This is a genomic window from Bacillus sp. 22475 (assembly GCF_052044835.1).
Classification (GTDB): Bacteria; Bacillota; Bacilli; order Bacillales; family Bacillaceae_G; genus Bacillus_A; species Bacillus_A cereus.
In genome coordinates this window covers 1-22,583 of the sequence record NZ_JBQENW010000008.1, presented here as the reverse complement: position 1 = coordinate 22,583, position 22,583 = coordinate 1, and the positions used below count along the sequence as shown (strand labels likewise).

Genomic DNA, 22,583 nt, shown 5'->3' with positions numbered 1-22,583 from the left:
GTAAGGGGATTAACTAAACCTACTAAAAAACATTTAATGATCAGTTTTATTTAATTGGAGAAGGAAATCTTGCTGCTTCAAAATGTGCACCATCTTCTAAAGGACTTAAAACTCCATCTATACTACTTTGTGCATAAATCTCAACTTCATCCCCTGCATTCAGTTGAACAATCGTCGAAACACTTACGACATTTCCAAAACTTATTGGACCAAAAAAGTCATTATCTATAGCTATCGCTGCGTTTCCATTCACACGAATTTCTACACGCGCTCTATAATTTAAAGTTGGATCGTTTGGAAAGAAACCAATCGTTCCAATAATAGAATATACACCTTTAGTCTTCGGCATAAAAATAGATGTTGCTGGATTATACTCATTCGCTAAATCAAATTGTTCATTTTGAAATAACACTTTCACAAAAGTATTAGCAGGAACATTTTGATTCACAGTATTTCTAGCTCTAAATGCCGATGCTCTAACAAGATTGTCCTTGTTATCATGACACTTACTAGTGTTCTTACAACAATCATGATGCTTATTTTTATACTCCTTACAATACTTACAGTAGTAATAACAAGACATACTGATTCCCCTTTCAAACTTATTACTACATATTATGTAAGATTGATTTATAAGGTTTGGACTAGCTATTTTTATTATTCATAAGGGCGCTATTAATCTGCACCCTTATTTATATACACCACTTCATTCCTTACTAGTTATAAGTTGTATACAGTTCCATATGGAATAGTAAGAAAAGAACTTCCGTACGGTGTAACATGATGTACTGGGTAAAAATATTCTACGGATGAGTAATATGGTTGTACTCCTTGCTGCTGCATTTGCATTTGTTGTTGCATTTGTTGTTGCATTTGCAATGCTTGTTGAATAGCTTGGACTGTACTTTGTGCTCCACTATACGTTATAGATGTACCATATGCTGGCCGCATACCAGTTTCAGAATTAAAATATGAATAAAACATGATTTTCAGCTCCCTTCCCGTATAATTTATTACAAATTATATTATGATTCTTTATTTCAGTGGGTACTATAAAGCTAGTCCGCTCGCTTATATTCAAATGACAAAATAAAAAAGTAGCTGCTAGACTACTTTGACTCCTTCTTATCACCAAATGAAATGATATACATATTCTCCTGTTACACGCTCATTAATTCCCGCAACCCTAACGAACCTCAGTAAATCCGCTCCTTGAAGGAAATATACCGAAATCGTAACCGGCACTTGCGACCACATGAATTGATAAAGCTCATTCACTCTCTGATTCGTCGTAACGATTAAATCATTTACAGGTCCATGATTCCATGCAGAGGTTTGAACTGAAGTGAAAGAAAGGTCTTTCCCATTAACCACTATTCTTGATACGCTTTGAGTTATGTCCACAATAATCCCCTCCAACATTACAAAAATTGGACCTTTTTTAGTTCATATTATTATAAATATTCTTGACTGTAATAAATGTTTAAGGCAAATCCCTAATAAAGTGAAACTTTAATCAGTGGGGTCTTACTGCCCGTTAATGCGGGATAAAATTTTTTATTCATATCCCTCAATTCCCATTACAACCATATAATTTCTAACCTTATTCAATTTTTGTAATTAAAATAAAAAGGCATCTTAATTAGATGCCCTTTACTTATCTTCCACTACAATTCTACTATTAAAATAGCAACGCCAAATCCGATGCAAACCAATCCTATCAATATGAATAGCAATCGGAATCCCCATAAATCACTGATTATTTCTATAATATGCACCAGCATAATAATAATAAAATCTTTAAACCCACTGAAACCATGTTCCTTTGTCTCTCTGATTCCATCAATTACAGTCAGACAAACAATAAAAATACCTAAACCAATTAACATAAAACCTAATACAAGCATTCATATATCCTCTTTTTTCTTTTATCTCGCATTAACGAACATTTCCACATTAAAATTCAGTACATACGGGGAAGTTAGATAAAAAATTAAATACCTGTAAAACCTGATTAGTGTGTACTAATAATTAAAGGGAAGGCCCTCCTCTTCACTTTATATTATCATGAAAGGATATGAGCTTCGGAGTTATTTCTTTATAGAATAAAAAATAGCTAATTCACTACTTAAAAAGTAAAAAAGCATCAGATTGACTAGTATGTAGATGGTTAAATGAATGTAAAATGTTTTTAAATTATCTACTCTTTTTTTAGTTTGGAAGTAACTCTCCTCTCGTCCCATCTTTATACACCACTTTCTTAATCACACTGAACGCAATATTCAATTGATGAGTTTGTCATTTCGTTACCTCCAATTAACGCCTTTGTTCAATGTAGTAATTTTCTTGTATAATAAAAGTTAATTAATCTAGAAGGTACTCTGAGAAAGAGCGAAAAATCAGCTGGAAAGCTTATCGATTTAAATATCTATTCGAAATTAATAAGCGATTAATTTTAGTCCCTCTGCCCATACTCAATCAAAGTGTGGGCTTCTTTAATTTCTGTATAAAATTCAAAAGTTTGACACAATCCTGGAAAAAGCTTATAAAGAAAAGTGAGGTTTCGTTATTTTCACACTTAGTAGCGCAGTCATATTACATACAATTTTATAAGAGTGAACGAACTACAAAACTAAAAAACAAATAATAAGTTTGCAACATGTTTGCAAATACGAATTTTGCATATGAATTCGTGTGATATTGAAAGGAGTTTTACTTATGAAAGAAATTAAAACAGAACAAGAATTCAAAGACATCATCGCAAGCGAGGAGCCAGTAGTTGTTAAGTTCTTTACTACATGGTGCCCAGATTGCGTACGTATGGACAACTTTATCGGAGATGTAATGGAAGAGTTCAATAAATTTGAATGGTATTCTATTAATAAAGATGAGTTTCCAAGTATCGCTGAAGAGTATCAAGTAATGGGTATTCCAAGTTTACTTGTATACCAAAATGGTGAGAAGTTAGGCCACTTACATAGTGCTAACGCAAAAACTGAAGAGCAAGTTACTGAGTTTTTAGAAGCATACTAAAATAAAAGCCCTCTGGAAAATATTTTTCAGAGGGCTTTCATCTATTTTCACACTTATCTTTTGACGTTTTTCATCGTTTAATGAATTACGCCTTGTCATGATAAGAATAATACATAGTAAGAAAAGTATTCGTTTCTTCATCCATCTACCCTCCTATCTCTTTAGTAAATAAACTCCAATTCGGTTTACACCCTGACTTTGTACTTTTCAACATATTTTTCCTTCACGAAACTTTGTTATCCCCTTCTTAAAAAGCTATAAAACGTCAACAATGTTTGTATAGACCCACACGACTTTCGTTTGATACTCTATTTATAGAAAGAATTCCTTTAAAGAAAGGTGAGTGATTAAAATGGATACTCTTTCTCATAAAGAAGCTGATAAAGGTGCTATTGTCAGCATTATGGCCTACATATTTTTATCCTCTATGAAAATCATCATCAGTTATATTACCCTCTCTAGTGCATTACGTGCTGACGGTTTAAATAACTTAACGGATATCGGTGCTTCTTTAGCGATATTAATTGGTCTAAAAATATCTCGTAAACCTCGTGACCCAGATCATCCGTATGGGCATTCGCGGGCCGAACAAATCGCATCACTTGTTGCGTCCTTCATTATGGCAACAGTCGGATTAGAAGTTGTTATTAGTGCCATTCAATCTTTCTTAAATCCGAAACAAGCAGCACCTAATGTACTCGCTGCATGGGTTGCTTTATTTTCTGCTGTCGTTATGTACTGCGTGTATTTGTATACGAAAAAAATTGCAGCACGAACAAAAAGTAAATCATTAGAAGCCGCTGCAAAGGATAATTTATCAGATGCACTCGTAAGTATTGGTACTGTAGTAGGTATTGTCGGTTCTCAGTTCCAAATGCCTATTTTAGACCCTATTGCCGCTTTAATTGTCGGTCTTATTATTTGTAAAACTGCATGGGAGATTTTCGTAGAATCTTCTCATATGCTAACAGATGGAATTGATCCTGATAAAATGGAGGAATACGCTGATGCTATTGAGCATATTGGCGGTGTGGAAAACATTGTAGATATTCGAGCTCGTATGTACGGGAATCAAACGTACGTTGATATTACAATTGAAGTAGATGCTCGTATGGATGTTGGAGAAAGTCACTGTATTACTGACAATATCGAGGCTATGCTTCGCAAAAAGTTTGGAATTTACCATGCACACATTCATGTTGAGCCAATGAAAAAAGAACCTATTATGACATAGGTTCTTTTTTTATGAACGTTTTATGAAATATAACACATAAAACGAGCCAGCTACCGCCAGCTGCCCATCCTGCTAATACGTCAGATGGATAGTGCACGCCAAGATATATTCGGCTAACTGAAATAGATAATACAACAAAGCTTGCTATAAGAATAATTAATAATTTTTTATGCAATGAAATACGATCTTCAGTAATTGTGACGTATGCAATAAATCCTAAAAAAGCAGTAGCATTCATCGTATGACCGCTCGGAAAACTATATCCAGTTGCAGTAACAAGCTGCGTGACATCAGGTCTTGCTCGTTCGTACCATAGTTTAAGCATACTGTTTAAATAACGAGATCCGTAGTAATTAATTGTTAGAAGTAACGCACTAAGCAACTTTTTTCTAACGAGAAAATACATTACAAGAATAATGAGTAATGGAAAATATATTCTTTTTGAACCGATAAAAGACACCCAAGTAAAATAGGTCGTCAAATAATCGTTTCGAAAGCTTTGAATAAAATGTGCGACTATATTGTCAAAATTCTCAATACAAGCGGTATGATACGAAAGTGATAATACGACAAAACAAATGAGTAACGTAAAACTTAGCAAGTATAAATGTCGATATCGTTTCACATACATAACCTCACTATGCAAAAAAATGGAGCGGTTGTTTTAGTTTTCCTCTCCATTTCTTTTTTATGCATAGTTTATTAAAAAATATAATTATTAATTTTTTGCTTCATCTCAGGGATATCTTCTCTTGTTACGGTAAAACGAATCACCTTCTCATCAAGATCAAGCGCCTCAGCGAATAATCCAGCTAAACCACGGGATTTTCTATCTACTTCCATAATAATTTCTAGTCGGTCGTATGCACGTGGCAAGATTAATAATTCTAATTCATCTAATTTCCCATAATGCTCTCCAGAAACCGGAATAAACTCAAATTCTTGTGCGAATGGAACTTGCTTACGTAATCGATGCGGTAATTCTTCACATTCTATATGACGTGCTTTAAACCCTAATTCATTTACACTATCTAAAACACTACTTAATAATGCATTGGGTAACACTTGAACGTAGTCGCGGTCACTTGGGTCTATACTACGTTTAATATCAAGACCTGTATGAATCCAAACCGTTTTCATACCAAGTGTAAGTGGTGCTTCAATTGGCATTGGAAAAGAAAATGGAATTTCAACTTTTTCATTCGGTTCTACAGAAAAAGGTTCTGTTAAGCGTACTCGCTCTAAATCATATGTTGCTGTTACTTTTTTATCATCCACTTCTCGTACATACGACGTCGATAATGTTAAGTAAATGCTTTCAATTTGTTGGCTAACTGAACCTCCAGTTATATGAACCTTTCCAACTATTTCTTCCCCAACAATATACTCATCTTTTTCAAGAACAGTATCTACCTTTGCACTTCCAATACCAACGCTTGCTAAAAACTTTTGAAACATGGAGTCTCCATCCTCTCTAAAGCAGAAGCTACATCTTGTTTTAAATCTTGTACATTCTCATAGTACGGCGTTTTTATTTGTAACATTCGCATAAGCATTTCGCGATTATAATTTTCCAAAGTTAATTCTTCGTACCATGGTTTTTCCTTTTTTTCATTAGATTCATATCCTGCATATAATAAAAATAATGAGAAATGACCGAGCGCATAAAAGTCGCTACGAAAGTGAACTTCTCGCATCAAAGCTTGTTCACCTTCGTAAGTTGTAGCTCGCTCATCATCCTCACCTTTCCATTTAGCCAATCCAAAATCAATAATACTAATTTGATTTTCTTTCATTAGTATGTTTGGAATGCGTAAATCTCGATGAATAATGCCTTCACTATGAAACACCGATACAATTTCTAATATTTCATATAAAATCTCAAAAACTTCACGTTCTGTATATACATACCCATCTATGAAAATATAATCTTCAAAATTTTTACCAGGCATGTACTCCATTACAAAGAAGCTCTTTTTCTCCCATATGAAATGATCATATAGACTAGGAATTGCATGATGATTCAATGTTTGTAAAATCATTTTCTCTTGTTCAAATGATTTTCTACCAGACTCATATCTTTGTTTACTTTGTCTTAATTGTTTTAAGACTTTATATCTATTTATTTGTAAATCATTAACGACATATGTAACCCCATAACTGCCCATTCCAATTACTGATTCAATTTTATAACGTTCTGCAACAATTGTATTTTTTCGCAGTGGTCTATCAAATAATGCTAGTACACGACGCCATTTCATCAGCTACTTGAAAAGAAGCTACGGCTTTTACGTTTTCTTTTATAATGTTGATGTCCATAACCAGATGAACGTCGTTTATAGTCGCTACTTGAATACGAGCGCCCTCTACGACGATAATCACTACTTGAATACGAACGATATTTTTTCTTTCCTAATAAAGAATCAATAATTTTTTTGAACATCCCTTCACCTCTTGAGTAAAATTTCCTTTTCATTATACCAATAATTATTGACTATATTTGTGACAGGTTTGTAAAGAGTAAAAAACGACGAGTTATGCCCGTCGTTACTTTCATTCATCCTCTTCATCAAAAACTTCATCAATCATGCATTTCTCTAATAAATACTCAAATGTAATATCTGCGAGATCTTCAATTTCTTCTCGTTTCGGGACGTACCCTCTTTCAATTAGTTGCTCATAAAAAAACTCCGCAATCTCTTCCGTATCAATCACGACTTCAATTTCCTTCATGAGCATCACTCCTTTATTTCTGTTTTATGAAAAAATCTCAAAATTATGTATATGAGATTAGAAAAATAGATTTTATTTTTTTATAGGTCATAAGCTTTGGACGAGATGCATACGATTGTAGTACAAGCTATTCAAAGGGGGAAATAATAATGGAAAATCAATATGAAGTAGGACAAACAAAAGAAGAGTTCATGCATGAAGATCAATGGGCAGACTCTCTTATAAAGTGGCTTTTTATTTTTTTAATAGTTGTAGGCATACCTTATACTGCATATGTTGTTGTTCAATTTATTCTCTCTTTCTAGTTAACTATTTTTTCTCTGTCAATTTAACTAAATAATTATGAACAACATCCATTACAATTTTATATTCTTCATCTTTAAATGTATCGAACAATAATTGATAATCGTTATAAATATCAAGTAATCCATCAATGATTTCTTGACGATTCGTCTTAACACTCACTTTTTTCGAGTTGTTAATTGACTTTAACTTACCTAAATCTAATTTATTCATACCTGCTTTATCTTGTTTCAGTTTCTTCAAAATTGCATTTGCCGTTTGAGCATTCGCAAGTAACGTTAAATCTGACTCATCCGCTTCTAACCATTCACCATCCGTAATCCGTGACAATTCATAAATTGTATCTTCCCATGCGTCATTCTTATATCTCCATACTTCTGTACGAAAACCAACAACACGGAAAACATCTTTATCATATCCAGTTACTTGCACAAGATCACCAAACGTGAAATTATAATTTAATTCAATCCACTCCGTATCGCCCTTTTTCATATCTTGTTCTGTAACGTGCTGCAATGTTTGCTCTACGTAAAATCCATCGTGATTATTGACTTCGTATACATAAACTCCATCTAAAACCTTCATATTTGTAATCTTTCTATTTTTATTGGCTTAAGTTCTTCTTCGTAAAACTCCTTGAAAATATCCGTATCCTTTAATTTTGTGTAAAGTTCCAACATCTTCTTTATATCCTCTAAATCAACGGAATATTCGTTCACCTTCATGTGTATCACTCCTTTATATAATTATAAATCAGAAAGAAAAACCCGTACACACTGAATATGTACGGGTTTAACTTGCTTTCTCATTATCATTTTTATCTTCATTTTTACGTTCTTTTTCATCTTCTAGTTTTATTTCTTGTGCCAATTCAAGGAGGGCTTTTGCTGCTTTACGAGCATCAAACTTTCCAATTTCTTTGTATTTAAAATTCATGATGCCTCTCACCTCTGCCGATATGATATGCGAGACGTTTTGTCTGTGTTCTATGTCCCTATCGTTTTTTTATCGAGAGAATGAAAAGTGTAAATCAAAAACTAAAAAAAATAAAAAAGCCTCCCTAAAGGGAAGCTTCTTCATAGCCTTTTATTATGTAGCTTTATTTTATTAAATCGCCTTGCTTAACTAATTGTGCTAAGATTTCTTCACCGAAGTTATTTGAAACGAATTCTTTCTCGGATGCTAAATCTAAAACTCCAGTAGCTTTACCAACAGTACCACCCTGAGTAGACCAGAAGTAGTTATGATCAAGTACGATTTGGCTGTAGTCTCCTTTAACCCACCTTTCAGCAATTGCTAAAAGCTCTGCTTTCTTTTCAAAGTTACTGTTATTTAAGATGTCTCGTACTTTCTCTGCATTCTTTCTAGACATTGGGATAACTCCCCATTTCTTTTGAGCGATTACTTTTTGGTGACTCATATGGTGCATTGCTGTAAGAACCTCTTCTTCGCTAGAACTTTCAGTAATAGGAAGATTCATGAAAACACCATCAATTTGGGCGGTGATTGATTCTTCTTCCTCCTTCGGAGCTTCTTTATATTTGCTCGTTTCTACTTCAGCACTTGTTTTCTTGTCTGCGGATTTGGTTGCAAAATGTATTAGTCCGAGAGTTATGCCAATTGTAAGAACAACTAACCCTACGATTGATCCTAACCAAATAAATATTTTCTTTTTCATACTCACTTCTCCTTTTAAATTTTAATATATCGCTATGATTATATTATATCAAAAATTCCTTTTTATGGAAATTAAATTTTAGATTTCCTTTTCAAACCATTAGTACGTATTCTTCAACATTCAAACTTTTATAAGAGTTTATTTACATTTATATGTAATAAAAAAATCACCTCGATTTTCTAATATCGAGGTGATAAAAATAAATAATAAAATTGATATTTTATTAACTACTGTTTTTTTGACAAGAGTTTCTGACTTCTATATAAAGATCTCCCTCTCTTAAATACAGAGAATTCCTCAGGATATTTATCAATTCCGGTCGTTAAAATAATTTGGTAATTATTTTTTTCTGGCTCTTCTTCCGCAGTTGTAAACTTCTCCATTGATTTTTCTAAATTATCTTTATCTATCCCTAAATTTTCAGGGGTATCTATTAATAAAAACCTTGGAAAAGGAACCTTTGAATTATTTATTGACATTTTTAATAATGTTAGAAAATACATTAGTCTAATAGGAACATCAACACTTGCCTCTTTATATTCTCCTTCATTTATAATTGGCATGTAATTTTCTTCATCTATTCTAGCCTTATAAATATCTTCCTTTATATCTACTAATAAACTATTATAAATCTCATTAAATTTTTCGATTTGAATCTTTATTTCCTTTTGTGCATCGTTTTCTTTCTTTATTAACTTAGCGCTTGTTGCTGCTATCGAATTGTTTACTGCTATAAGCAACTTACTAATATCATCAAAATTCTTCTTTACTTTATAGTTTTGTTGCAAGGATGTAATCTCTTCCTTAAGCTTGAATTTTTTCTGCTGTACCTCTTTTATAACAGCAACATTTGTATTTCTCTCAGCATCTTTTTTACTTTCATTAATCAGCTTCAACTTATTTTGTTTTTGTTTTTTAAGGTTCTCAAGCTCTTCATGAAGTATAGAAAATTCATCATCACATGATTGGATTGCAATATCTAAGGTTTCAACAGATTTTTGCTTTGATTTTAGTATAGTTAGATATTCATCAGTGGAATAAAAAAATTTTTCATATTCATTTTCGGATACTTCTCTTCCACATATACAGTGTCCCTCTGCTCTTGTGACTTTATTTACACAATAAGGGCATGTATCTGGTGAAAACAGATTTAGTTCTTCATGAGTTAGAATAATTTTCTTTATTTGTGTAACTTCCAACATAGTATTTTCTTTTAATATTTTTATATTATGTATTTCTTTATACAACCTATTTATTTTATTTAAGGCATTTTCGATTTTAAGTTCTATTTCGATTAATTCCTTTTTGTAGTTTCTTACTTTAGAGATACTTTCAGAAGGATTTTCATCTACCTTAAGCAAATTCCCTTCATAAATTTCCAATCTTTGGAGTTGTAATTTTTTTTCATCTATTAAACTTTTTATTTCTTCTAAAGTTTCATTACGTAATTCCCCATAACCAAATTCCTTAGCAATATCAACAAATCCGTCTTCTCTCGCTTTTAATTTGCTCTTAGTTCTTTTATCCTTATTGAGCTTCCCAATTAATCGATAATACTCAGAAAACTCATGACCCATTAGCATTTGAAATATAACTTTCCTCATAAATTCTGAGTCCGAAACAAAATTACCATCATTTCTTGCTTCTTTATAAATTTTTTCAGGAACAGTCTTTTGATCATAATAAATTAATCTAAATAAATCAGAAAAATTCAACTTAGACTGAGCTGTTCCTTGAAAAAACTCGACAACTGGAATACCTAATTTTTCGAGCAACCAATCAGAAAAAATTTTAATATCATTTTGCGGTCTGTGAATTAAATAGTCCTGTATCTCTCCATCTTCTTCTACAAAAATTCGATTATCATTAAAAAATCTTTTTAATTTATATTTTTTGTCATCAATCGAAACAGTTGTTAAGACATAATTATTTTTATCATTAACAATTTCATTATGTTTCTTGCTTTCTCTTTTATCGAACTCTCTTACATAATTACCAAGAGAGAAACTTAGTAAATTAGAAAAAGTACTCTTTCCAGTTCCATTTTCACCTTCTATAATATTTATACCATTCTCAAATAATGGTGATTCGTAATAATAATTATCACCTTCATAAAAAACTCGCTCCACCTTTAAATATCCCATACAATCACTCCTTTCTCCTTGAAAAGTTTTGCAATTAAACTTTCTAGGCTTATTACCGTTAGTCTTTGATAGTACGATTTAAAAAGAGCGATGTTTTTAGACTCAACTGTAAATATTTCTGAGTTCAAAAAATCACTTGAAATCGAATTTGGAACTAACTGTACGTCTATGCTTTTTCTAGTTTTATTCTTCTCCATTTTTATATAACCTTTTTTTTCAAGAGTGAATAGAATAGATTTTAGTATCGGCTCACGCAATCTAGCATTTATATATATATCCTCTAGCATCTTTATTTCCTCTTCCTTTAAAGAAACTTCTTTAGTAACGATCTTTAAAAGAGTATTTTCGGCTATAAAAGGTAAAATGTATATTAATTTTCTATAATCATAAAAATTCGATTTACCTTCATAACAATTTAAATGATCTAATATTAACAATGAATTATACGTAATAAAATAATAATCGCTGTCCTTAGTAAACATTATTCTTTTCTTTATTTGCTCGTTATATGTTCCCATCGTAAAAACCTTTCTCATCAAAAGATAAAAAACAGCTATCTATTAACTCTAAAATGACTTTTTGTATAGCATCATCACTCTGAATAACGTATGAATAATCTTTAGATTTATCTTCTAAGTGCTTCTTTGATACCTCAAATAACTCTTCAAGCCAACCATCCACATCAACCGGAAGTTCTTTATCAAGTAATTCATTTAATCTTTTTTGACACGCCTCAAAAATCCTATATCTATATGATCCTTGTTCTTGGTCAGATAGCTGCTGGAATTCTTCTTTAATAGATGCAATGTCTCTTGCTTTCAAACCTATTTTCCTTTTTTTATAGTCTTTATCTACATCGAAAATTTTATCTTTTAATCCCCTATTATCGGTAGGTGGTTCTAAATTTTCCCATACACTATAAACCGGATCACTGTCTTTTTTCACTATATCCTTAGCTATTCTGAGTAAGATGTTTTCCACATGAGCTGATGTTACATGTTTGGACATAGCATCATTAAATTTTTCATTAGCTCCAAATTTATTTTCTAGTAAATTGATAATAAGATCTTCATTCCCCAAAACATCAATATTAGTTAAAAATGACCTTTTTTCCAATTTATCTATTAACGCTACTTCTAATTCTTTTTCATCATACTGGCCAAATTGCCAACTTATTCTCGAAAAAAAACTGACCCATTTTGCATATTCGAACTCTTTAATTACTCCTAAATAGCCATTTTCCTCTTTATTTTTATATTGTTCTTCATATTCATATAACAGTCGTTTCTTTATACACTCTATTACTTCCTTATTAAATTCATATGCTATTAAATAGTCTAATATCGGCTTTTCTGGTAACTCTATTCCTAATTTTTTTATTGTTGGAGTATTATCTTTTTCGTATGTATACTGGATATTTGTATAAAAACAATAGTATAGAGTATCACTCATATCACAATTCAACCAATTATCTAAGAAGATTATCAAACTATTTGTTACCTCTCTAGACATAAACGAAAACTTTTTCGAGTTATCGTAATTTTTGTCCCCTTCTGTATATGTAATTATTCCATCAGGAGAAACTTTTTTTATATAAACATCATCAAGATATTCTGTAGAAGCAAATACAGAAATTCTATCATCATTCTTTTCCATTTGGTCGAATAGCAAGCTTATCGCTCTCAATCTTTGTAGTCTAAATCCTTTTGTTTTATCTCCTGCATCTCTATTAATGGTCTTTGCCATAAGAAAAATTCCCCTTAATCTATATACTCATAATTATTATACAAAAAAAACCAATAAATTTATATAATTTTACATATTATCTAAACACCCTTTTTCATTCTAAAGCGTTATTACATTCTTAGAGAGATAAACAATTTAAAATGTTACTTGTAGAAATCAAATACAAATATGAGGTTATTTACAATAAATGGTGGTATGATAGAAGGAGGGGTGAGATTATGGATCTTAAAAGCAATGCGGAGATGTTCAGAGAGTTCAAAGCATTAAACGATGATGAAAAACTTATGGTATTCATGAATATTATGCTTCATCTTGATTTACAAAAGAGTCCACTAATTAAAGAAGTTTACGAGTTCATGGAAGCAGTTAAGACTGCTCAAAAATAAAGTTCATTCATCAGAATGAGCTTTATTTTATTTCAACGGAGTCTGAGAGTTTTCTTTAATGTCAGAGACCTAACGTCTACTAGATGATAAAGAAGGTATAAGCTTTCATAAAAAAGAAATAATATCGGTGAGGCTATTTAAAATTGAACTAAGAGGGAGAAGATGAATATGTCTGATAAAAAGCAAAATGATTCAAAAGAAGGATTAGCCCTTCCAGAAACCCCAAGTCTAGATGAGCCAAGCAATCGAGAGGAATTTGGTGAAGGTGTTACGGTTCACATAAGACCTTATCCAGGCATGGCAGTCGGAGATAAAGTTACACTTGAATGGCGTGACACTCAATCGTTGGGAGAAGATGAAAAAAAAGATAAAGAATAAAAAATAATTCGAAGGGTTATTCGTACAGAATAATCTTTTTTATTTCAACGGAGTTTGGGCCAATTGGTACCTTGTGTGTGAGTGTACTCTCCCTCGTTATTACATGATATTTTTCGTTTTTTTCTAAAGGGGTAGGCGGTATCTTCCAAACTTTTTTAGCCGCACACTTTTTTGTTTTTTTCATCGACTTTTTTTCGGAGAACTTTTCGGAGTTTTGTTTTTGCATTTCCTTCATTAGTTTGAGCAACATTTTCACTCACCTTTTCATCCTCATTAATCAACACACATTAATGCATCATCATCGTAGTTGCATCTGCTGTTGTTGTTGCTTCATCTACTGTAGTTACTGCTTCTTATTGCTGCTCACATCATCCTCTATTAATGCTGATTGATACTGCTTTACTTACTGATGTTATAACTGTTGTAACTACGTATGTGTATGCTGTTGTTAATGCTGTTCACACTGCATATCATTCTGCTTATCTATCAGCATACATATCTGTTATAACTGCTGATTATATTCTGTTTATATCTGCATTTGTATCTGCTATTAATCTGCTAATACCTTCTGATAGAGATGTATATACATAACGTTATATATAACCCCTCACATTCGCATTTAATGCTGTACCCTATAGATGTATATACAGCACCTCTCATAAGCACCTTATCCGCATATATAAGATAGTGCTTATCTCACCTCTTTAAGTATTACTTTCATTTTGTGGATATAGGTTATTACGAATAACACTAAATGATACTGGTTCTAACTGTTGTGATATTAGTACTTTGTTTACTGCTTTATGTAAATCCGTTTTACTTCCCACCTTTTCTTTTAAGTAGTGAGTAGCTATACGTGCAACCAATAGCCTATAATCATTTTCACGAAGTATACCTCTAAATTTTATTACTGATTCTATTTCTTTCATTTGTATGATTCCACCTCTCATTCAATAGTGCTTAAAATAAAAAAAGAAGGACCGGCGAATGCCGATCCTTTGAATAAATAATCTACTGTTGTTCGAATAATTTAAGCAACAACTAATTTAGCGATAGCTTGTGGATTATAGACTGCTCCATCCATATAACTATCCAACACGAAAGTAGTTGTTCCTGCCAGAGCATTTTCAGTATCAATTGTTCGTTGTAATCTTGCAGCCTGTTTAATCATTATTGCATAAGCATGATAAAAGTTTGCGAAAATTACTGGTGTCGATTCAGGTAAAACGTCAGTAATATAAATTGCTTTACCAAATAACGTTCTTGTAGGTCTTCCATTTACTACTCCATTTTGTACATAAGAGTGACCTAACGCATCTTTTAATTTAGCAATTTGGTTATATGTTTTACGTGCCATAACAAATGCTGCATTTCCATCTGCATAATCGTAAGGGATACTATTATGCAAATCCATTAGTTCATCAATTTCAACTTTCTTTACCTTCACAGTTGGAACAAGTGTATCGTTTACTATACCATTAAATTCATTTCCACCGGTACCAACTAAAATTGATTTTTCAATCGCTTTTATTAATTTACGTGATAATAGGTCTGCAATATAATCTGATGTTGAAATTGCAGTATCCTTTAATAACTGATTAGAAGCTCGGATAGCCGCCCCAGCTCTCTTCTGTTCTAATTTAACAGTTTCAAAATCCATAGCTAATTGTTTTAAATTAATTCCTTCACCAACAAAACCTGCATCATCTAAGCTGTCTTCCCTTGCAATCGTTAACGTACCTGCAACTGATGGAAATTTACGAGCCATTTCAAAAATAGGAGAACGCTCTTCCACTTTCTTAATTACTTGATTGTGAACAGATTCAGGAATTACGGCCCCACCAGCTGTTCCCGTTGTATTAAATCTTACCTCACTATTTCGATTTTCAGCTATTTCTTGTCCATTTTGTTTTCCTAAAACAAAGGACTCAAATTGTTCTAGTCCTAATTGTTCTTGTGTTCGTTCCTCAATACCATATTTAACTATCGTCTTTTCCATTTCTCTCTTCTCCTTTAGTTGATTGTTTGTTTTAACTTCTTTCGGGATTTCAACATCTTTAACAAGATCGATGCCTCGAGCTGCGATTGTTGATTGAGAATACGCAGGATTTTTCACAACCGATACCTCAAATAATTCCATTTCTTCAATTGTTCGTTCATAAAGATTAGATTCAAGTGATCTCCAACTGTCTTTAATAGTACGGAAACCAAATGACATGTTTCTGAGAATGCCAGAATTGATTAATTCGTAATAATCTTTTCCCCATGATGTAGGAGTAATTGTAGCTTCCATATAAAGGCCTTGATTATCTTCTGTTAATCGTAAAGAACCGTTGCGAGTCGAAGCTAAAATTAAGTCGCCCTTGTGTTCAGCAAGGAAATCAATATCTTTTTGTGCCGATTGAATCGCACGAGAGAAAGCTCCTTTAGAAATCTTCTCAACAAATCGTTTTGTAACTCCTAATACATTACTTAGTTGGCCAGTTTTATTAACATAACCGGAAACTGTCATTGTTCCATCTGTATTTGTATGTAAATCAGAGACTGCAACACGAAGTTCCATTTTCATTGTTTATTACTTCCTTTCAAGTTCTTAACACTGCTTTTAAAAGCAGTGAATTGTAAAAAATAAAATAGACGATACCGAAGTATCGCCTAAATATTTAAACTAAAATTACTAAATAAAACACTCAAAAGGATGCTTTCAAATGCTTTATCTAATAATCTTTTATTTAATTTTAAGGAAGCGAGATCCAACAAACTTTTAAAATTCGAATTAAGGAACTTTAAAAGCTTAATGGATCTCTAATTGAACTACTTGCATACGTAACAATGATTCTTCCTAACTTGCATTAAAAAGGAGGTTAATATGGAAATTAAAGAGTTGTATAAGTAAGCTTTATTACTTATACGACTCTCTATTTATAATATAAACAAGTAGCGATTTTTAGACAGTTTTTCTCACATTTATGAAACTTTTTATCTCTCTAATATTAATATATGTTTCCGACATTTTTTGTACGACTTCCCTTCATTTCCTTCCATTTTTCTTTTATTCTTTTCACTTCTTCATTGTCTTCATTTTGAATAGGCTTCAAAGTTATATGTCTAACTTGATTTGGAACTTTAAGAGGCTTAGTAATTTGAACTCTTTCTCCAAAGCCATGACGATCTACTTCAACAAACATTTTAAATACCTCCTAGATTTCAAAATTTATCCACCTTTTCAATAATCGTCGCATTCTTGCAGATGGAATATAGCAATACATTTGTTCATTATTTCTGATGCATCCTCTAAATAAGAATTGGATTAAATCTGATATTGCTAACAACTCTTCATCGACTTCAACTTCTCTGTATGAAAAGAATTGATATTCATTTGGATTCATGAATCTATTTAGAAGAAATGCAGTTGCTTTTCTATCAGCATAATCATTTGTTGCTCTAGTATTAAAGGGAACGAAATTATCTTTTGAACGATCATCCTTTTTATTTAACTTACATTTCACATTTTTTAAAGACGCAGCATGCCCTTTAAATGATGTCCAAAATAGCTCATCATTAGAAACAGGATTTTGAGTTCTGAAAATAGAAACTAAGTTTTTCTTTATCTGTTCAACCTGTTTAACATCAGCTTTGTCATACCAATTTTTAGACAAAGCTTTTTCAGGATTGTTCCTCTTATTCAAGTAATTTGAGTTCATCGAGCTCTTTCTTCCAGTAGAAGACTGGTAGTCTTCATAGATAGTTAGCAGACTGCCAATTAAACTTCTTGGTTCCTGAGTTCTATCATATGTTACTAGCTCATATTTCATTTCATCATTTTTTCGAACAGAATATTTCTCATAACTAATATTTTTCATTTCGTAATAGTACTTCTGAATTTGACCATCGAATAAATAAGTTAGTATATATACATCTTTAAATGACTTAAAGTTACTTACAGGCATGGTCCAAAAAATGATTGAATTATTATGGAGAAACAGATTTTTCTTTAGACTAAGTATTTTTATATCACTGAATTTCTTTCCTTGATAAAGAGGGTCTAACCAGGTGATTTGCCCGTCTTCCTCAATTTTAATAAGATTCGAATCAATCATTACTCTAATGTCATCTTTATCAACATCACTAACTGTATCAAGAACGTTTGCTACTTCATCCATAATAAGAACGTATCCTTCTTTTTTTATATTGAATAAAGTTTCTTCATCAAGCCTAGCAAATAATTCATGAGTCATAACAATATTTACTGCTTCTTCAACAAGAGCTTTAACATGATTTATTTTCTTTCCGTTTCCAGATTTAATATTCGGTTCAAAGAATTCTTTAATAGTCTGATTTTTAATTCTCTCAACTTCTGTCAAAAATGGTGTAACATATATAAACAACTTATCCATATGTTCATTCATATATTGAATTGCATAACTTGTTTTGCCTGCTCCACAAATAGCATCAATAACTTTAACAGTCATTTTTCATTCCTCCGTTTGGTTAATTTCCTTATGTTATATTTCTATCTGCTATAACCAAAACGTAAATGGAATGAAGGGACTTTTTAAAAGTTATTTTCCCAGCATCACTACTGACGTATGTCTTTTTTCTCGAACCTAAAAGGTTCTCGAAGAAATGATTTTTTATATTATTCTTTTTTACGAAAAAGTCCCGAAAGTATTGCGGTTGATACATTTCCAACGAGTTTTTGCACACTTTTTATGCAATTACTTTGGACAATCGAAGATTGGACAAAAAGAACATTACGATAGTCTAGCTGCTAAAAATTTATAATGATACATCTTTGTATATAAAATGAGAATTTCATTTCATGAAATACAACTGGTAAATTATAATTATTTGCTATTATAATAAAACGTAGTATGAAATAATAAGTTTTTAAAAGGATGATTCAAATGATAGTTACAAATGATTTTCAATGTAATGTTTGTAATAGTATTACTCGTATACAAGTTCAGCTTGGTTGGTTAAATCGCTATCCAGTAAGAATCAAATGTGGTAATTGTGGTATTTCAATATTCGGCAACGTATATTTAGATCAACAAAATGCAGGATTTTCTATAAAATTAAAAAATGTAATACCTTTAGAGAGCATTGGAAAACCCGATTATCTAATTGAAGTTTCTGGAGAGCTCTTGACTGAAAAAATGCGTCCATATACAGAAGATATGGATACTTTTTGCTCTCCTTTTTTCAAAAATGGTATATTCCCCATGGGAGGAAATATTGATAATTTCAAACAAAACACCATTGATTTTCTAGATAAAATTGAACATACTTGGCCCACTTTGAGACGAATTAATGAACTATGGTTTAATGGCAATCATACATACTTACCTAAAGAAATTCATAAATTATTAAATAAAACAAAATTCCCTGCAGATAATGAGCTAGAATTATTAAGAGCAGTTCATTTTTTAAATTTAATATTCACCAAAAATTTTGCAGACAATTATTTCAAAGGGATTTCTGACCATATTTTCAAAGAGTTGGATAACATTAGTGCAAAAAATCAATTATTTTTGATAGCACAACACTTTGAAAGTCATTTAGCTGATTATGAACGTAAGCTATTCGGTATTATCAATAAGTTTATTGATAAATTCCACATGTTTATTCCTATTTATGGATTAGACTTTTATTCAGAAAAAAATCACAAAGAAGAAGTAATCAAAAAATTAGGATTAACAACTGTTGATTTTGAAGATATTAAAGATTTCTACATAGATACCTTTGAAGATATAGGCGATATTTTAAATTTAATAGTTGCATATAATAATTTAAAGCATCGAGCAGATTTTAAAAAAATGAAAGAAAATGTAAACAAAGATATTTTAGATATTGAAGCTTATAGTAAAATGCGCAATAAAGGGCGAAAGTTAGAATTTATTAATGGTGAAGAAAGCTTCGATAGAATTTTCGTTTCTAAAGTTGATAATAGAATACGTAATGCAATAGGACATAGAAGTTATACTTATGATGTTATCACTCAAAAATTAACCTATTATCCTTCTGGCGATCAAAAAAAGGGAACTCCTGAAAATATATATTTAACAGAGTTTGTTCTTGAATGTTTTGAATTAATGCGATCATGCATTGGACTGGCAGAGATTGTTTATCAAACTCGTAAATTTTTTTATGCCAACCAAGGTGTTAAACCTAGAGCTTTTCAGGATTACTTTCCTTCGTCTATGAAAAAAAATATTAACAAAGATCGAGCTAAAAACCAAAAACATTCTAATAAAAATAAAAAGAAAATATCAAGAAAATCTCGTCAAAATAATAGAAAAAGATAAAGTAAAAGGACCTAAATGGTCCTTTTATTTTTAATTATAAAATAAAGATTTTATATACCAAACAGCCTTTGATTAATTTCCGTACCACGTTTAAATACCTCTCTTAGAAGGATTTCAGTATATTTATCGCTTTCTTTTTCATCATAGAATCTATCATAAGATTGTAAATTTATCTTAGCAAATTCACCTTCACTTAGATTTTTCCTTTCTTTCAATTCATCAATTTTCCCTCTTAAATAAACTTGAAAATCGGCGTCAGTACCCGTATTTTCTTCGAGGCGCAGATAAAATGTTAGTGCCTCCATATTGTTTTCAATCGGTTTTAACGTCCAATCGCTCATCAATTCTAATAAGACTGATGTATTCATAGGCCTACAGCACACTCGATTGTCGATAAGGATTTGAGAATCAGATTCAATCATTCTCTCCGCTATTTCCTCACCAAACTTCTTTTCCAATTGGAGGAACTCCTGTGCTTGTTCAGGTTCGCAACCATATTCCATCACAACATCAACCACTTCTGTCCCATATAAACTCTCCATACTTTTAATTTTCTCTTGATATTCTCGCACCTTTTTTATTTCCTCTAATATATACTCGGGGCTATAAGGATCAATTCCATTCTGATATAAACCAAGATCCTCAAGCTCTGCATTAATTACTTCATCATATTCATCGTTATCAATCATTTCATTGATTCGGCGCTTTAAGTCAGCAATTTCACGTTCAAATTTATTCTTCATTTATAAAACCTCCAATATTGTTTTTGTTTACATTACTCTTATATCTCGAACATATGTTCTTTAAAGTGGTAAATGTGACAGATTTGTGAACAAATAAAAAAAGACCTGAATGAATTCAGGTCAATAATCTTCATCTAACGTTTCATAATGTCCGCTTTTGTTGAAATATAAATCATACATCTTATCAAGTAATTTCCAACGTTCACCGTTCTCCATTTCTTCGATGAGCCTTAAAATGTCCTCTGCACTCATGCTCTAACCTCCATATTTAACCTATTAAACCTACATAAAAATTCAACAGTCAGCCTCTTAAAGCCTTCTAAAAGCCATTCTGAAGCCCTATTTTATAGCCATTCAATTTCTATTGTAGCGTCTTCTTTTGGTCTTGTTGTGTCATGATTCGCTTCTGTATTACTACTGAACCATATCTTCTTTATAAATTTCTTCAAAAACGTATTACATGATTCTGCTTTAAGCTCTTCTAATTTATCTAATTTTTTAATAGCATCTTGTAATCTAGCTTGTTCCTCATCTGTATTAGATAAATTCTCGAGTTTAATATCAATGAGCTCCATCTGTTGATTAACTTGTTTGATTTGTTCTTCGTTTTCATCACGCATTTCATAAAACTCAGCTTTCGAAATTTCTCCATCCATCCGCATTTCTTTAAGATTCCGTTGACGTTTATTAAATCTGTTTATTTGTTTCTCTAAAGACTCCCTTTGAATTGATAGTTTCTTTTCTACCTCTGTCGTATCAAGTGATTTCAACATTCGCAACTCTTGTTCAAAAGCTGGTTTCTTCTCTTTAACCTTTTGTAATACAAATTGCTCAATTGGCTCATATTTGTATCCACGATCTCTACATTTATTATTATCAACTTTATAGATACATGATTTTATATAATCAACGCCATTTCCGTCGCATTGTATGTATCTTTTCCTTTTACAGCAATTACAGTAAATTAGATTTTGAAGCTTTCTTGTCGCTTTTAACTTATTAAAGAAATTCCCCGTCGTATTTTCCTCCAATATTTTTTGGACTTCTAAAAACATTTGCTTACTTACAATTGGTTCATGAGCATCTTCAACAAACACTTCATCAACGACTCTACCATTTACTTTCCTACCTGCTTTTACAACTCCATAATAAACAACATTTCTTCTCATATTTGAAATGTGCGTCGAAGTTAAAACTTTACCTTGTCTACTTCTCCATCCTAGTATATCTAGCTGTTTTGCAATTTCATTTGCACTAACTCGTTCTAATGTCTTTTGAAAAATAAATCGAATTATTTTAGCTTCCTCTTCAACTACTTCTAAACGTTTTTCTTCGTTCTTTTTATAACCTAGTGGAACTCTGTTGCTCATTGTCCATTTCCCTTGCTCGGCTGCTGCTAATCGTCCCCTTCCCAATCTTTTACGAATTTGTTTATATTCAAAGTTCGCCATCATTGCTTGGAAGGAGAAAAGCATTTCATTACTTTCCTGTGATAAATCAATTGCACCTTGAGGAGTCAAAATCTTAATATCGTGGATAATCAACATCTTCTTAATTTCTTCAGCATGAGCGTTATCACGTGAAATTCTGTCTATATCCATTACAAGGAGAGCGTCATAATCATCTAATCTGCTTAACAATAAATTTAATTCCGGTCGTTCCGTATTAACTCCACTTGAGATTTCTTGATAGATGTCATAAGTCAACTTTTGCTGTTTTGCAAGCTTAGTTAAGGCGTTTCGATGATTCAATAAAATCTCATCTATGTTTAATTGTTCTTCGTTCCTCGATAAACGTAAGTATATTGCCGCTAACCCCATTTGCTTCACCTCTTAATATATGTATTAGGAATGATAACATAATATCCATCGAGTAAAAATAGAAAATTAACATTTGT

General features: G+C 31.7%; 31 protein-coding genes and 2 pseudogenes. 7 read left to right on the top strand and 26 right to left on the bottom strand.

Annotated features, from left to right (window positions below):
• Positions 1–46: 46 nt before the first annotated feature.
• The 5 genes and pseudogenes from ACTJJY_RS14835 to ACTJJY_RS14815 all read right to left on the bottom strand — a co-directional run.
• Positions 47–583 (bottom strand): C1q-like domain-containing protein, encoded by a 537-nt coding sequence (locus ACTJJY_RS14835; RefSeq protein WP_002182716.1) that lies wholly within the window; start codon positions 581–583, stop codon positions 47–49.
• A gap of 137 nt (positions 584–720) precedes the next feature.
• Positions 721–984 carry a DUF3947 family protein gene (locus ACTJJY_RS14830; protein ID WP_440605829.1) on the bottom strand — a complete coding sequence of 88 codons (264 nt, stop codon included), beginning with the start codon at positions 982–984 and terminating at the stop codon, positions 721–723.
• A 144-nt stretch (positions 985–1,128) separates the two neighbouring features.
• The gene (locus ACTJJY_RS14825) at positions 1,129–1,404 is read right to left on the bottom strand and encodes a hypothetical protein (RefSeq protein ID WP_000355695.1); all 276 of its coding nucleotides are present in this window, start codon (positions 1,402–1,404) and stop codon (positions 1,129–1,131) included.
• A 263-nt stretch (positions 1,405–1,667) separates the two neighbouring features.
• Positions 1,668–1,907 (bottom strand): hypothetical protein, encoded by a 240-nt coding sequence (locus ACTJJY_RS14820; RefSeq protein WP_098391271.1) that lies wholly within the window; start codon positions 1,905–1,907, stop codon positions 1,668–1,670.
• 231 nt (positions 1,908–2,138) lie between these two features.
• Positions 2,139–2,243, bottom strand: a pseudogene (locus tag ACTJJY_RS14815) (2TM domain-containing protein); the annotation flags it as partial.
• A gap of 129 nt (positions 2,244–2,372) precedes the next feature.
• On the opposite strand from ACTJJY_RS14815, the pseudogene ACTJJY_RS14810 reads away from it, so the two are divergent.
• Positions 2,373–2,453, top strand: a pseudogene (locus ACTJJY_RS14810) (GNAT family N-acetyltransferase); the annotation flags it as partial.
• Positions 2,454–2,718: 265 nt separating this feature from the next.
• Entirely contained in the window at positions 2,719–3,033 is a 315-nt protein-coding gene (locus tag ACTJJY_RS14805; protein WP_000658787.1) for a thioredoxin family protein, read from the top strand.
• Here the strand turns inward: ACTJJY_RS14805 and ACTJJY_RS14800 are convergent.
• Positions 3,019–3,174 (bottom strand): hypothetical protein, encoded by a 156-nt coding sequence (locus ACTJJY_RS14800; RefSeq protein ID WP_440605828.1) that lies wholly within the window; start codon positions 3,172–3,174, stop codon positions 3,019–3,021. The two genes, ACTJJY_RS14805 and ACTJJY_RS14800, sit on opposite strands and share 15 nt — an antisense overlap.
• A 211-nt stretch (positions 3,175–3,385) precedes the next feature.
• On the opposite strand from ACTJJY_RS14800, the gene ACTJJY_RS14795 reads away from it, so the two are divergent.
• A complete protein-coding gene (locus ACTJJY_RS14795) occupies positions 3,386–4,267 on the top strand; it encodes a cation diffusion facilitator family transporter (protein WP_000380385.1) in 882 nt (293 codons plus the stop codon).
• Here the strand turns inward: ACTJJY_RS14795 and ACTJJY_RS14790 are convergent.
• From ACTJJY_RS14790 to ACTJJY_RS14770, 5 genes are all read right to left on the bottom strand, one after another.
• Entirely contained in the window at positions 4,257–4,892 is a 636-nt protein-coding gene (locus ACTJJY_RS14790; protein WP_000833369.1) for a phosphatase PAP2 family protein, read from the bottom strand. The two genes, ACTJJY_RS14795 and ACTJJY_RS14790, sit on opposite strands and share 11 nt — an antisense overlap.
• Before the next feature lie 77 nt (positions 4,893–4,969).
• Positions 4,970–5,725 (bottom strand): sporulation protein, encoded by a 756-nt coding sequence (locus ACTJJY_RS14785; RefSeq protein WP_000486625.1) that lies wholly within the window; start codon positions 5,723–5,725, stop codon positions 4,970–4,972.
• Complete coding sequence (locus tag ACTJJY_RS14780) at positions 5,707–6,528, bottom strand: serine/threonine protein kinase (protein ID WP_000872057.1); 822 nt, start codon at positions 6,526–6,528, stop codon at positions 5,707–5,709. Before ACTJJY_RS14780 ends, ACTJJY_RS14785 begins: the two co-directional genes overlap by 19 nt.
• Positions 6,528–6,710 (bottom strand): hypothetical protein, encoded by a 183-nt coding sequence (locus ACTJJY_RS14775; protein WP_000473371.1) that lies wholly within the window; start codon positions 6,708–6,710, stop codon positions 6,528–6,530. The genes ACTJJY_RS14780 and ACTJJY_RS14775 overlap by 1 nt, the downstream gene beginning before the upstream one ends.
• A 110-nt stretch (positions 6,711–6,820) precedes the next feature.
• Complete coding sequence (locus ACTJJY_RS14770; RefSeq protein WP_000658451.1) at positions 6,821–7,000, bottom strand: YozD family protein; 180 nt, start codon at positions 6,998–7,000, stop codon at positions 6,821–6,823.
• Between the two features lie 149 nt (positions 7,001–7,149).
• Here ACTJJY_RS14770 and ACTJJY_RS14765 point away from each other — a divergent pair, with 149 nt between their 5' ends.
• Positions 7,150–7,305: a DUF3930 family protein gene (locus tag ACTJJY_RS14765; protein WP_000431486.1), complete on the top strand. Its 156-nt coding sequence runs from the start codon at positions 7,150–7,152 to the stop codon at positions 7,303–7,305.
• Between the two features lie 4 nt (positions 7,306–7,309).
• Here ACTJJY_RS14765 and ACTJJY_RS14760 read toward each other — a convergent pair whose 3' ends face one another.
• From ACTJJY_RS14760 to ACTJJY_RS14730, 7 genes are all read right to left on the bottom strand, one after another.
• Positions 7,310–7,888 carry a hypothetical protein gene (locus ACTJJY_RS14760; RefSeq protein WP_440605827.1) on the bottom strand — a complete coding sequence of 193 codons (579 nt, stop codon included), beginning with the start codon at positions 7,886–7,888 and terminating at the stop codon, positions 7,310–7,312.
• A complete protein-coding gene (locus ACTJJY_RS14755) occupies positions 7,885–8,028 on the bottom strand; it encodes a hypothetical protein (protein ID WP_440605826.1) in 144 nt (47 codons plus the stop codon). Before ACTJJY_RS14755 ends, ACTJJY_RS14760 begins: the two co-directional genes overlap by 4 nt.
• 67 nt (positions 8,029–8,095) lie before the next feature.
• Positions 8,096–8,239: a hypothetical protein gene (locus ACTJJY_RS14750; protein WP_166704310.1), complete on the bottom strand. Its 144-nt coding sequence runs from the start codon at positions 8,237–8,239 to the stop codon at positions 8,096–8,098.
• 163 nt (positions 8,240–8,402) lie between these two features.
• Positions 8,403–8,981 (bottom strand): PRK06770 family protein, encoded by a 579-nt coding sequence (locus tag ACTJJY_RS14745; protein WP_098251731.1) that lies wholly within the window; start codon positions 8,979–8,981, stop codon positions 8,403–8,405.
• Positions 8,982–9,208: 227 nt separating this feature from the next.
• The gene (locus ACTJJY_RS14740) at positions 9,209–11,125 is read right to left on the bottom strand and encodes a hypothetical protein (RefSeq protein ID WP_440605825.1); all 1,917 of its coding nucleotides are present in this window, start codon (positions 11,123–11,125) and stop codon (positions 9,209–9,211) included.
• On the bottom strand, positions 11,113–11,643 hold the full coding sequence (locus tag ACTJJY_RS14735; protein WP_440605824.1) for a hypothetical protein: 531 nt from the start codon (positions 11,641–11,643) through the stop codon (positions 11,113–11,115). Before ACTJJY_RS14735 ends, ACTJJY_RS14740 begins: the two co-directional genes overlap by 13 nt.
• Complete coding sequence (locus ACTJJY_RS14730) at positions 11,630–12,871, bottom strand: hypothetical protein (protein ID WP_440605823.1); 1,242 nt, start codon at positions 12,869–12,871, stop codon at positions 11,630–11,632. The genes ACTJJY_RS14735 and ACTJJY_RS14730 overlap by 14 nt, the downstream gene beginning before the upstream one ends.
• A gap of 218 nt (positions 12,872–13,089) precedes the next feature.
• Between ACTJJY_RS14730 and ACTJJY_RS14725 the strand changes: the two genes are divergently transcribed.
• Positions 13,090–13,257, top strand: a complete 168-nt coding sequence (locus ACTJJY_RS14725) for a hypothetical protein (RefSeq protein WP_215552357.1) — start codon at positions 13,090–13,092, stop codon at positions 13,255–13,257.
• A 168-nt stretch (positions 13,258–13,425) separates the two neighbouring features.
• Positions 13,426–13,635, top strand: a complete 210-nt coding sequence (locus ACTJJY_RS14720; RefSeq protein WP_440605822.1) for a hypothetical protein — start codon at positions 13,426–13,428, stop codon at positions 13,633–13,635.
• Positions 13,636–13,790: 155 nt separating this feature from the next.
• Here the strand turns inward: ACTJJY_RS14720 and ACTJJY_RS14715 are convergent, their stop codons facing one another.
• The 5 genes from ACTJJY_RS14715 to ACTJJY_RS14695 form a co-directional block, all read right to left on the bottom strand.
• Positions 13,791–13,916, bottom strand: a complete 126-nt coding sequence (locus ACTJJY_RS14715) for a hypothetical protein (RefSeq protein WP_440605821.1) — start codon at positions 13,914–13,916, stop codon at positions 13,791–13,793.
• A gap of 423 nt (positions 13,917–14,339) precedes the next feature.
• Positions 14,340–14,564, bottom strand: a complete 225-nt coding sequence (locus tag ACTJJY_RS14710; RefSeq protein WP_440605820.1) for a hypothetical protein — start codon at positions 14,562–14,564, stop codon at positions 14,340–14,342.
• A 101-nt stretch (positions 14,565–14,665) separates the two neighbouring features.
• Positions 14,666–16,204: a phage major capsid protein gene (locus ACTJJY_RS14705; RefSeq protein WP_440605819.1), complete on the bottom strand. Its 1,539-nt coding sequence runs from the start codon at positions 16,202–16,204 to the stop codon at positions 14,666–14,668.
• Positions 16,205–16,628: 424 nt separating this feature from the next.
• Entirely contained in the window at positions 16,629–16,823 is a 195-nt protein-coding gene (locus ACTJJY_RS14700) for a hypothetical protein (protein ID WP_440605818.1), read from the bottom strand.
• Positions 16,824–16,835: 12 nt separating this feature from the next.
• The gene (locus ACTJJY_RS14695) at positions 16,836–18,107 is read right to left on the bottom strand and encodes a DEAD/DEAH box helicase family protein (RefSeq protein ID WP_440605817.1); all 1,272 of its coding nucleotides are present in this window, start codon (positions 18,105–18,107) and stop codon (positions 16,836–16,838) included.
• Positions 18,108–18,542: 435 nt separating this feature from the next.
• On the opposite strand from ACTJJY_RS14695, the gene ACTJJY_RS14690 reads away from it, so the two are divergent.
• The gene (locus ACTJJY_RS14690) at positions 18,543–19,943 is read left to right on the top strand and encodes a metal-binding protein (protein ID WP_440605816.1); all 1,401 of its coding nucleotides are present in this window, start codon (positions 18,543–18,545) and stop codon (positions 19,941–19,943) included.
• A gap of 50 nt (positions 19,944–19,993) precedes the next feature.
• Here ACTJJY_RS14690 and ACTJJY_RS14685 read toward each other — a convergent pair whose 3' ends face one another.
• The 3 genes from ACTJJY_RS14685 to ACTJJY_RS14675 all read right to left on the bottom strand — a co-directional run bounded on the left by ACTJJY_RS14685 (position 19,994) and on the right by ACTJJY_RS14675 (position 22,506).
• Positions 19,994–20,686 carry a hypothetical protein gene (locus tag ACTJJY_RS14685; RefSeq protein ID WP_440605815.1) on the bottom strand — a complete coding sequence of 231 codons (693 nt, stop codon included), beginning with the start codon at positions 20,684–20,686 and terminating at the stop codon, positions 19,994–19,996.
• 120 nt (positions 20,687–20,806) lie between these two features.
• Entirely contained in the window at positions 20,807–20,938 is a 132-nt protein-coding gene (locus ACTJJY_RS14680; RefSeq protein ID WP_440605814.1) for a hypothetical protein, read from the bottom strand.
• 92 nt (positions 20,939–21,030) lie between these two features.
• On the bottom strand, positions 21,031–22,506 hold the full coding sequence (locus ACTJJY_RS14675; protein ID WP_440605813.1) for a recombinase family protein: 1,476 nt from the start codon (positions 22,504–22,506) through the stop codon (positions 21,031–21,033).
• Positions 22,507–22,583 lie beyond the last annotated feature (77 nt).

What these genes read in the sequence shown, in the direction of transcription:
- ACTJJY_RS14820 (WP_098391271.1), bottom strand. Translation starts at nt 1,907, where the DNA reads ATGCTTGTATTAGGTTTTATGTTAATTGGTTTAGGTATTTTTATTGTT.
- ACTJJY_RS14745 (WP_098251731.1), bottom strand. Translation starts at nt 8,981, where the DNA reads ATGAAAAAGAAAATATTTATTTGGTTAGGATCAATCGTAGGGTTAGTT.
- ACTJJY_RS14685 (WP_440605815.1), bottom strand. Translation starts at nt 20,686, where the DNA reads ATGAAGAATAAATTTGAACGTGAAATTGCTGACTTAAAGCGCCGAATC.
- ACTJJY_RS14775 (WP_000473371.1), bottom strand. Translation starts at nt 6,710, where the DNA reads ATGTTCAAAAAAATTATTGATTCTTTATTAGGAAAGAAAAAATATCGT.
- ACTJJY_RS14710 (WP_440605820.1), bottom strand. Translation starts at nt 14,564, where the DNA reads ATGAAAGAAATAGAATCAGTAATAAAATTTAGAGGTATACTTCGTGAA.
- ACTJJY_RS14770 (WP_000658451.1), bottom strand. Translation starts at nt 7,000, where the DNA reads ATGAAGGAAATTGAAGTCGTGATTGATACGGAAGAGATTGCGGAGTTT.
- ACTJJY_RS14690 (WP_440605816.1), top strand. Translation starts at nt 18,543, where the DNA reads ATGATAGTTACAAATGATTTTCAATGTAATGTTTGTAATAGTATTACT.
- ACTJJY_RS14750 (WP_166704310.1), bottom strand. Translation starts at nt 8,239, where the DNA reads ATGAATTTTAAATACAAAGAAATTGGAAAGTTTGATGCTCGTAAAGCA.
- ACTJJY_RS14735 (WP_440605824.1), bottom strand. Translation starts at nt 11,643, where the DNA reads ATGGGAACATATAACGAGCAAATAAAGAAAAGAATAATGTTTACTAAG.
- ACTJJY_RS14725 (WP_215552357.1), top strand. Translation starts at nt 13,090, where the DNA reads ATGGATCTTAAAAGCAATGCGGAGATGTTCAGAGAGTTCAAAGCATTA.
- ACTJJY_RS14785 (WP_000486625.1), bottom strand. Translation starts at nt 5,725, where the DNA reads ATGTTTCAAAAGTTTTTAGCAAGCGTTGGTATTGGAAGTGCAAAGGTA.
- ACTJJY_RS14680 (WP_440605814.1), bottom strand. Translation starts at nt 20,938, where the DNA reads ATGAGTGCAGAGGACATTTTAAGGCTCATCGAAGAAATGGAGAACGGT.
- ACTJJY_RS14800 (WP_440605828.1), bottom strand. Translation starts at nt 3,174, where the DNA reads ATGAAGAAACGAATACTTTTCTTACTATGTATTATTCTTATCATGACA.
- ACTJJY_RS14830 (WP_440605829.1), bottom strand. Translation starts at nt 984, where the DNA reads ATGTTTTATTCATATTTTAATTCTGAAACTGGTATGCGGCCAGCATAT.
- ACTJJY_RS14805 (WP_000658787.1), top strand. Translation starts at nt 2,719, where the DNA reads ATGAAAGAAATTAAAACAGAACAAGAATTCAAAGACATCATCGCAAGC.
- ACTJJY_RS14765 (WP_000431486.1), top strand. Translation starts at nt 7,150, where the DNA reads ATGGAAAATCAATATGAAGTAGGACAAACAAAAGAAGAGTTCATGCAT.
- ACTJJY_RS14740 (WP_440605825.1), bottom strand. Translation starts at nt 11,125, where the DNA reads ATGGGATATTTAAAGGTGGAGCGAGTTTTTTATGAAGGTGATAATTAT.
- ACTJJY_RS14675 (WP_440605813.1), bottom strand. Translation starts at nt 22,506, where the DNA reads ATGGGGTTAGCGGCAATATACTTACGTTTATCGAGGAACGAAGAACAA.
- ACTJJY_RS14700 (WP_440605818.1), bottom strand. Translation starts at nt 16,823, where the DNA reads ATGTTTGTTGAAGTAGATCGTCATGGCTTTGGAGAAAGAGTTCAAATT.
- ACTJJY_RS14755 (WP_440605826.1), bottom strand. Translation starts at nt 8,028, where the DNA reads ATGAAGGTGAACGAATATTCCGTTGATTTAGAGGATATAAAGAAGATG.
- ACTJJY_RS14835 (WP_002182716.1), bottom strand. Translation starts at nt 583, where the DNA reads ATGTCTTGTTATTACTACTGTAAGTATTGTAAGGAGTATAAAAATAAG.
- ACTJJY_RS14720 (WP_440605822.1), top strand. Translation starts at nt 13,426, where the DNA reads ATGTCTGATAAAAAGCAAAATGATTCAAAAGAAGGATTAGCCCTTCCA.
- ACTJJY_RS14705 (WP_440605819.1), bottom strand. Translation starts at nt 16,204, where the DNA reads ATGAAAATGGAACTTCGTGTTGCAGTCTCTGATTTACATACAAATACA.
- ACTJJY_RS14730 (WP_440605823.1), bottom strand. Translation starts at nt 12,871, where the DNA reads ATGGCAAAGACCATTAATAGAGATGCAGGAGATAAAACAAAAGGATTT.
- ACTJJY_RS14695 (WP_440605817.1), bottom strand. Translation starts at nt 18,107, where the DNA reads ATGACTGTTAAAGTTATTGATGCTATTTGTGGAGCAGGCAAAACAAGT.
- ACTJJY_RS14760 (WP_440605827.1), bottom strand. Translation starts at nt 7,888, where the DNA reads ATGAAGGTTTTAGATGGAGTTTATGTATACGAAGTCAATAATCACGAT.
- ACTJJY_RS14795 (WP_000380385.1), top strand. Translation starts at nt 3,386, where the DNA reads ATGGATACTCTTTCTCATAAAGAAGCTGATAAAGGTGCTATTGTCAGC.
- ACTJJY_RS14780 (WP_000872057.1), bottom strand. Translation starts at nt 6,528, where the DNA reads ATGAAATGGCGTCGTGTACTAGCATTATTTGATAGACCACTGCGAAAA.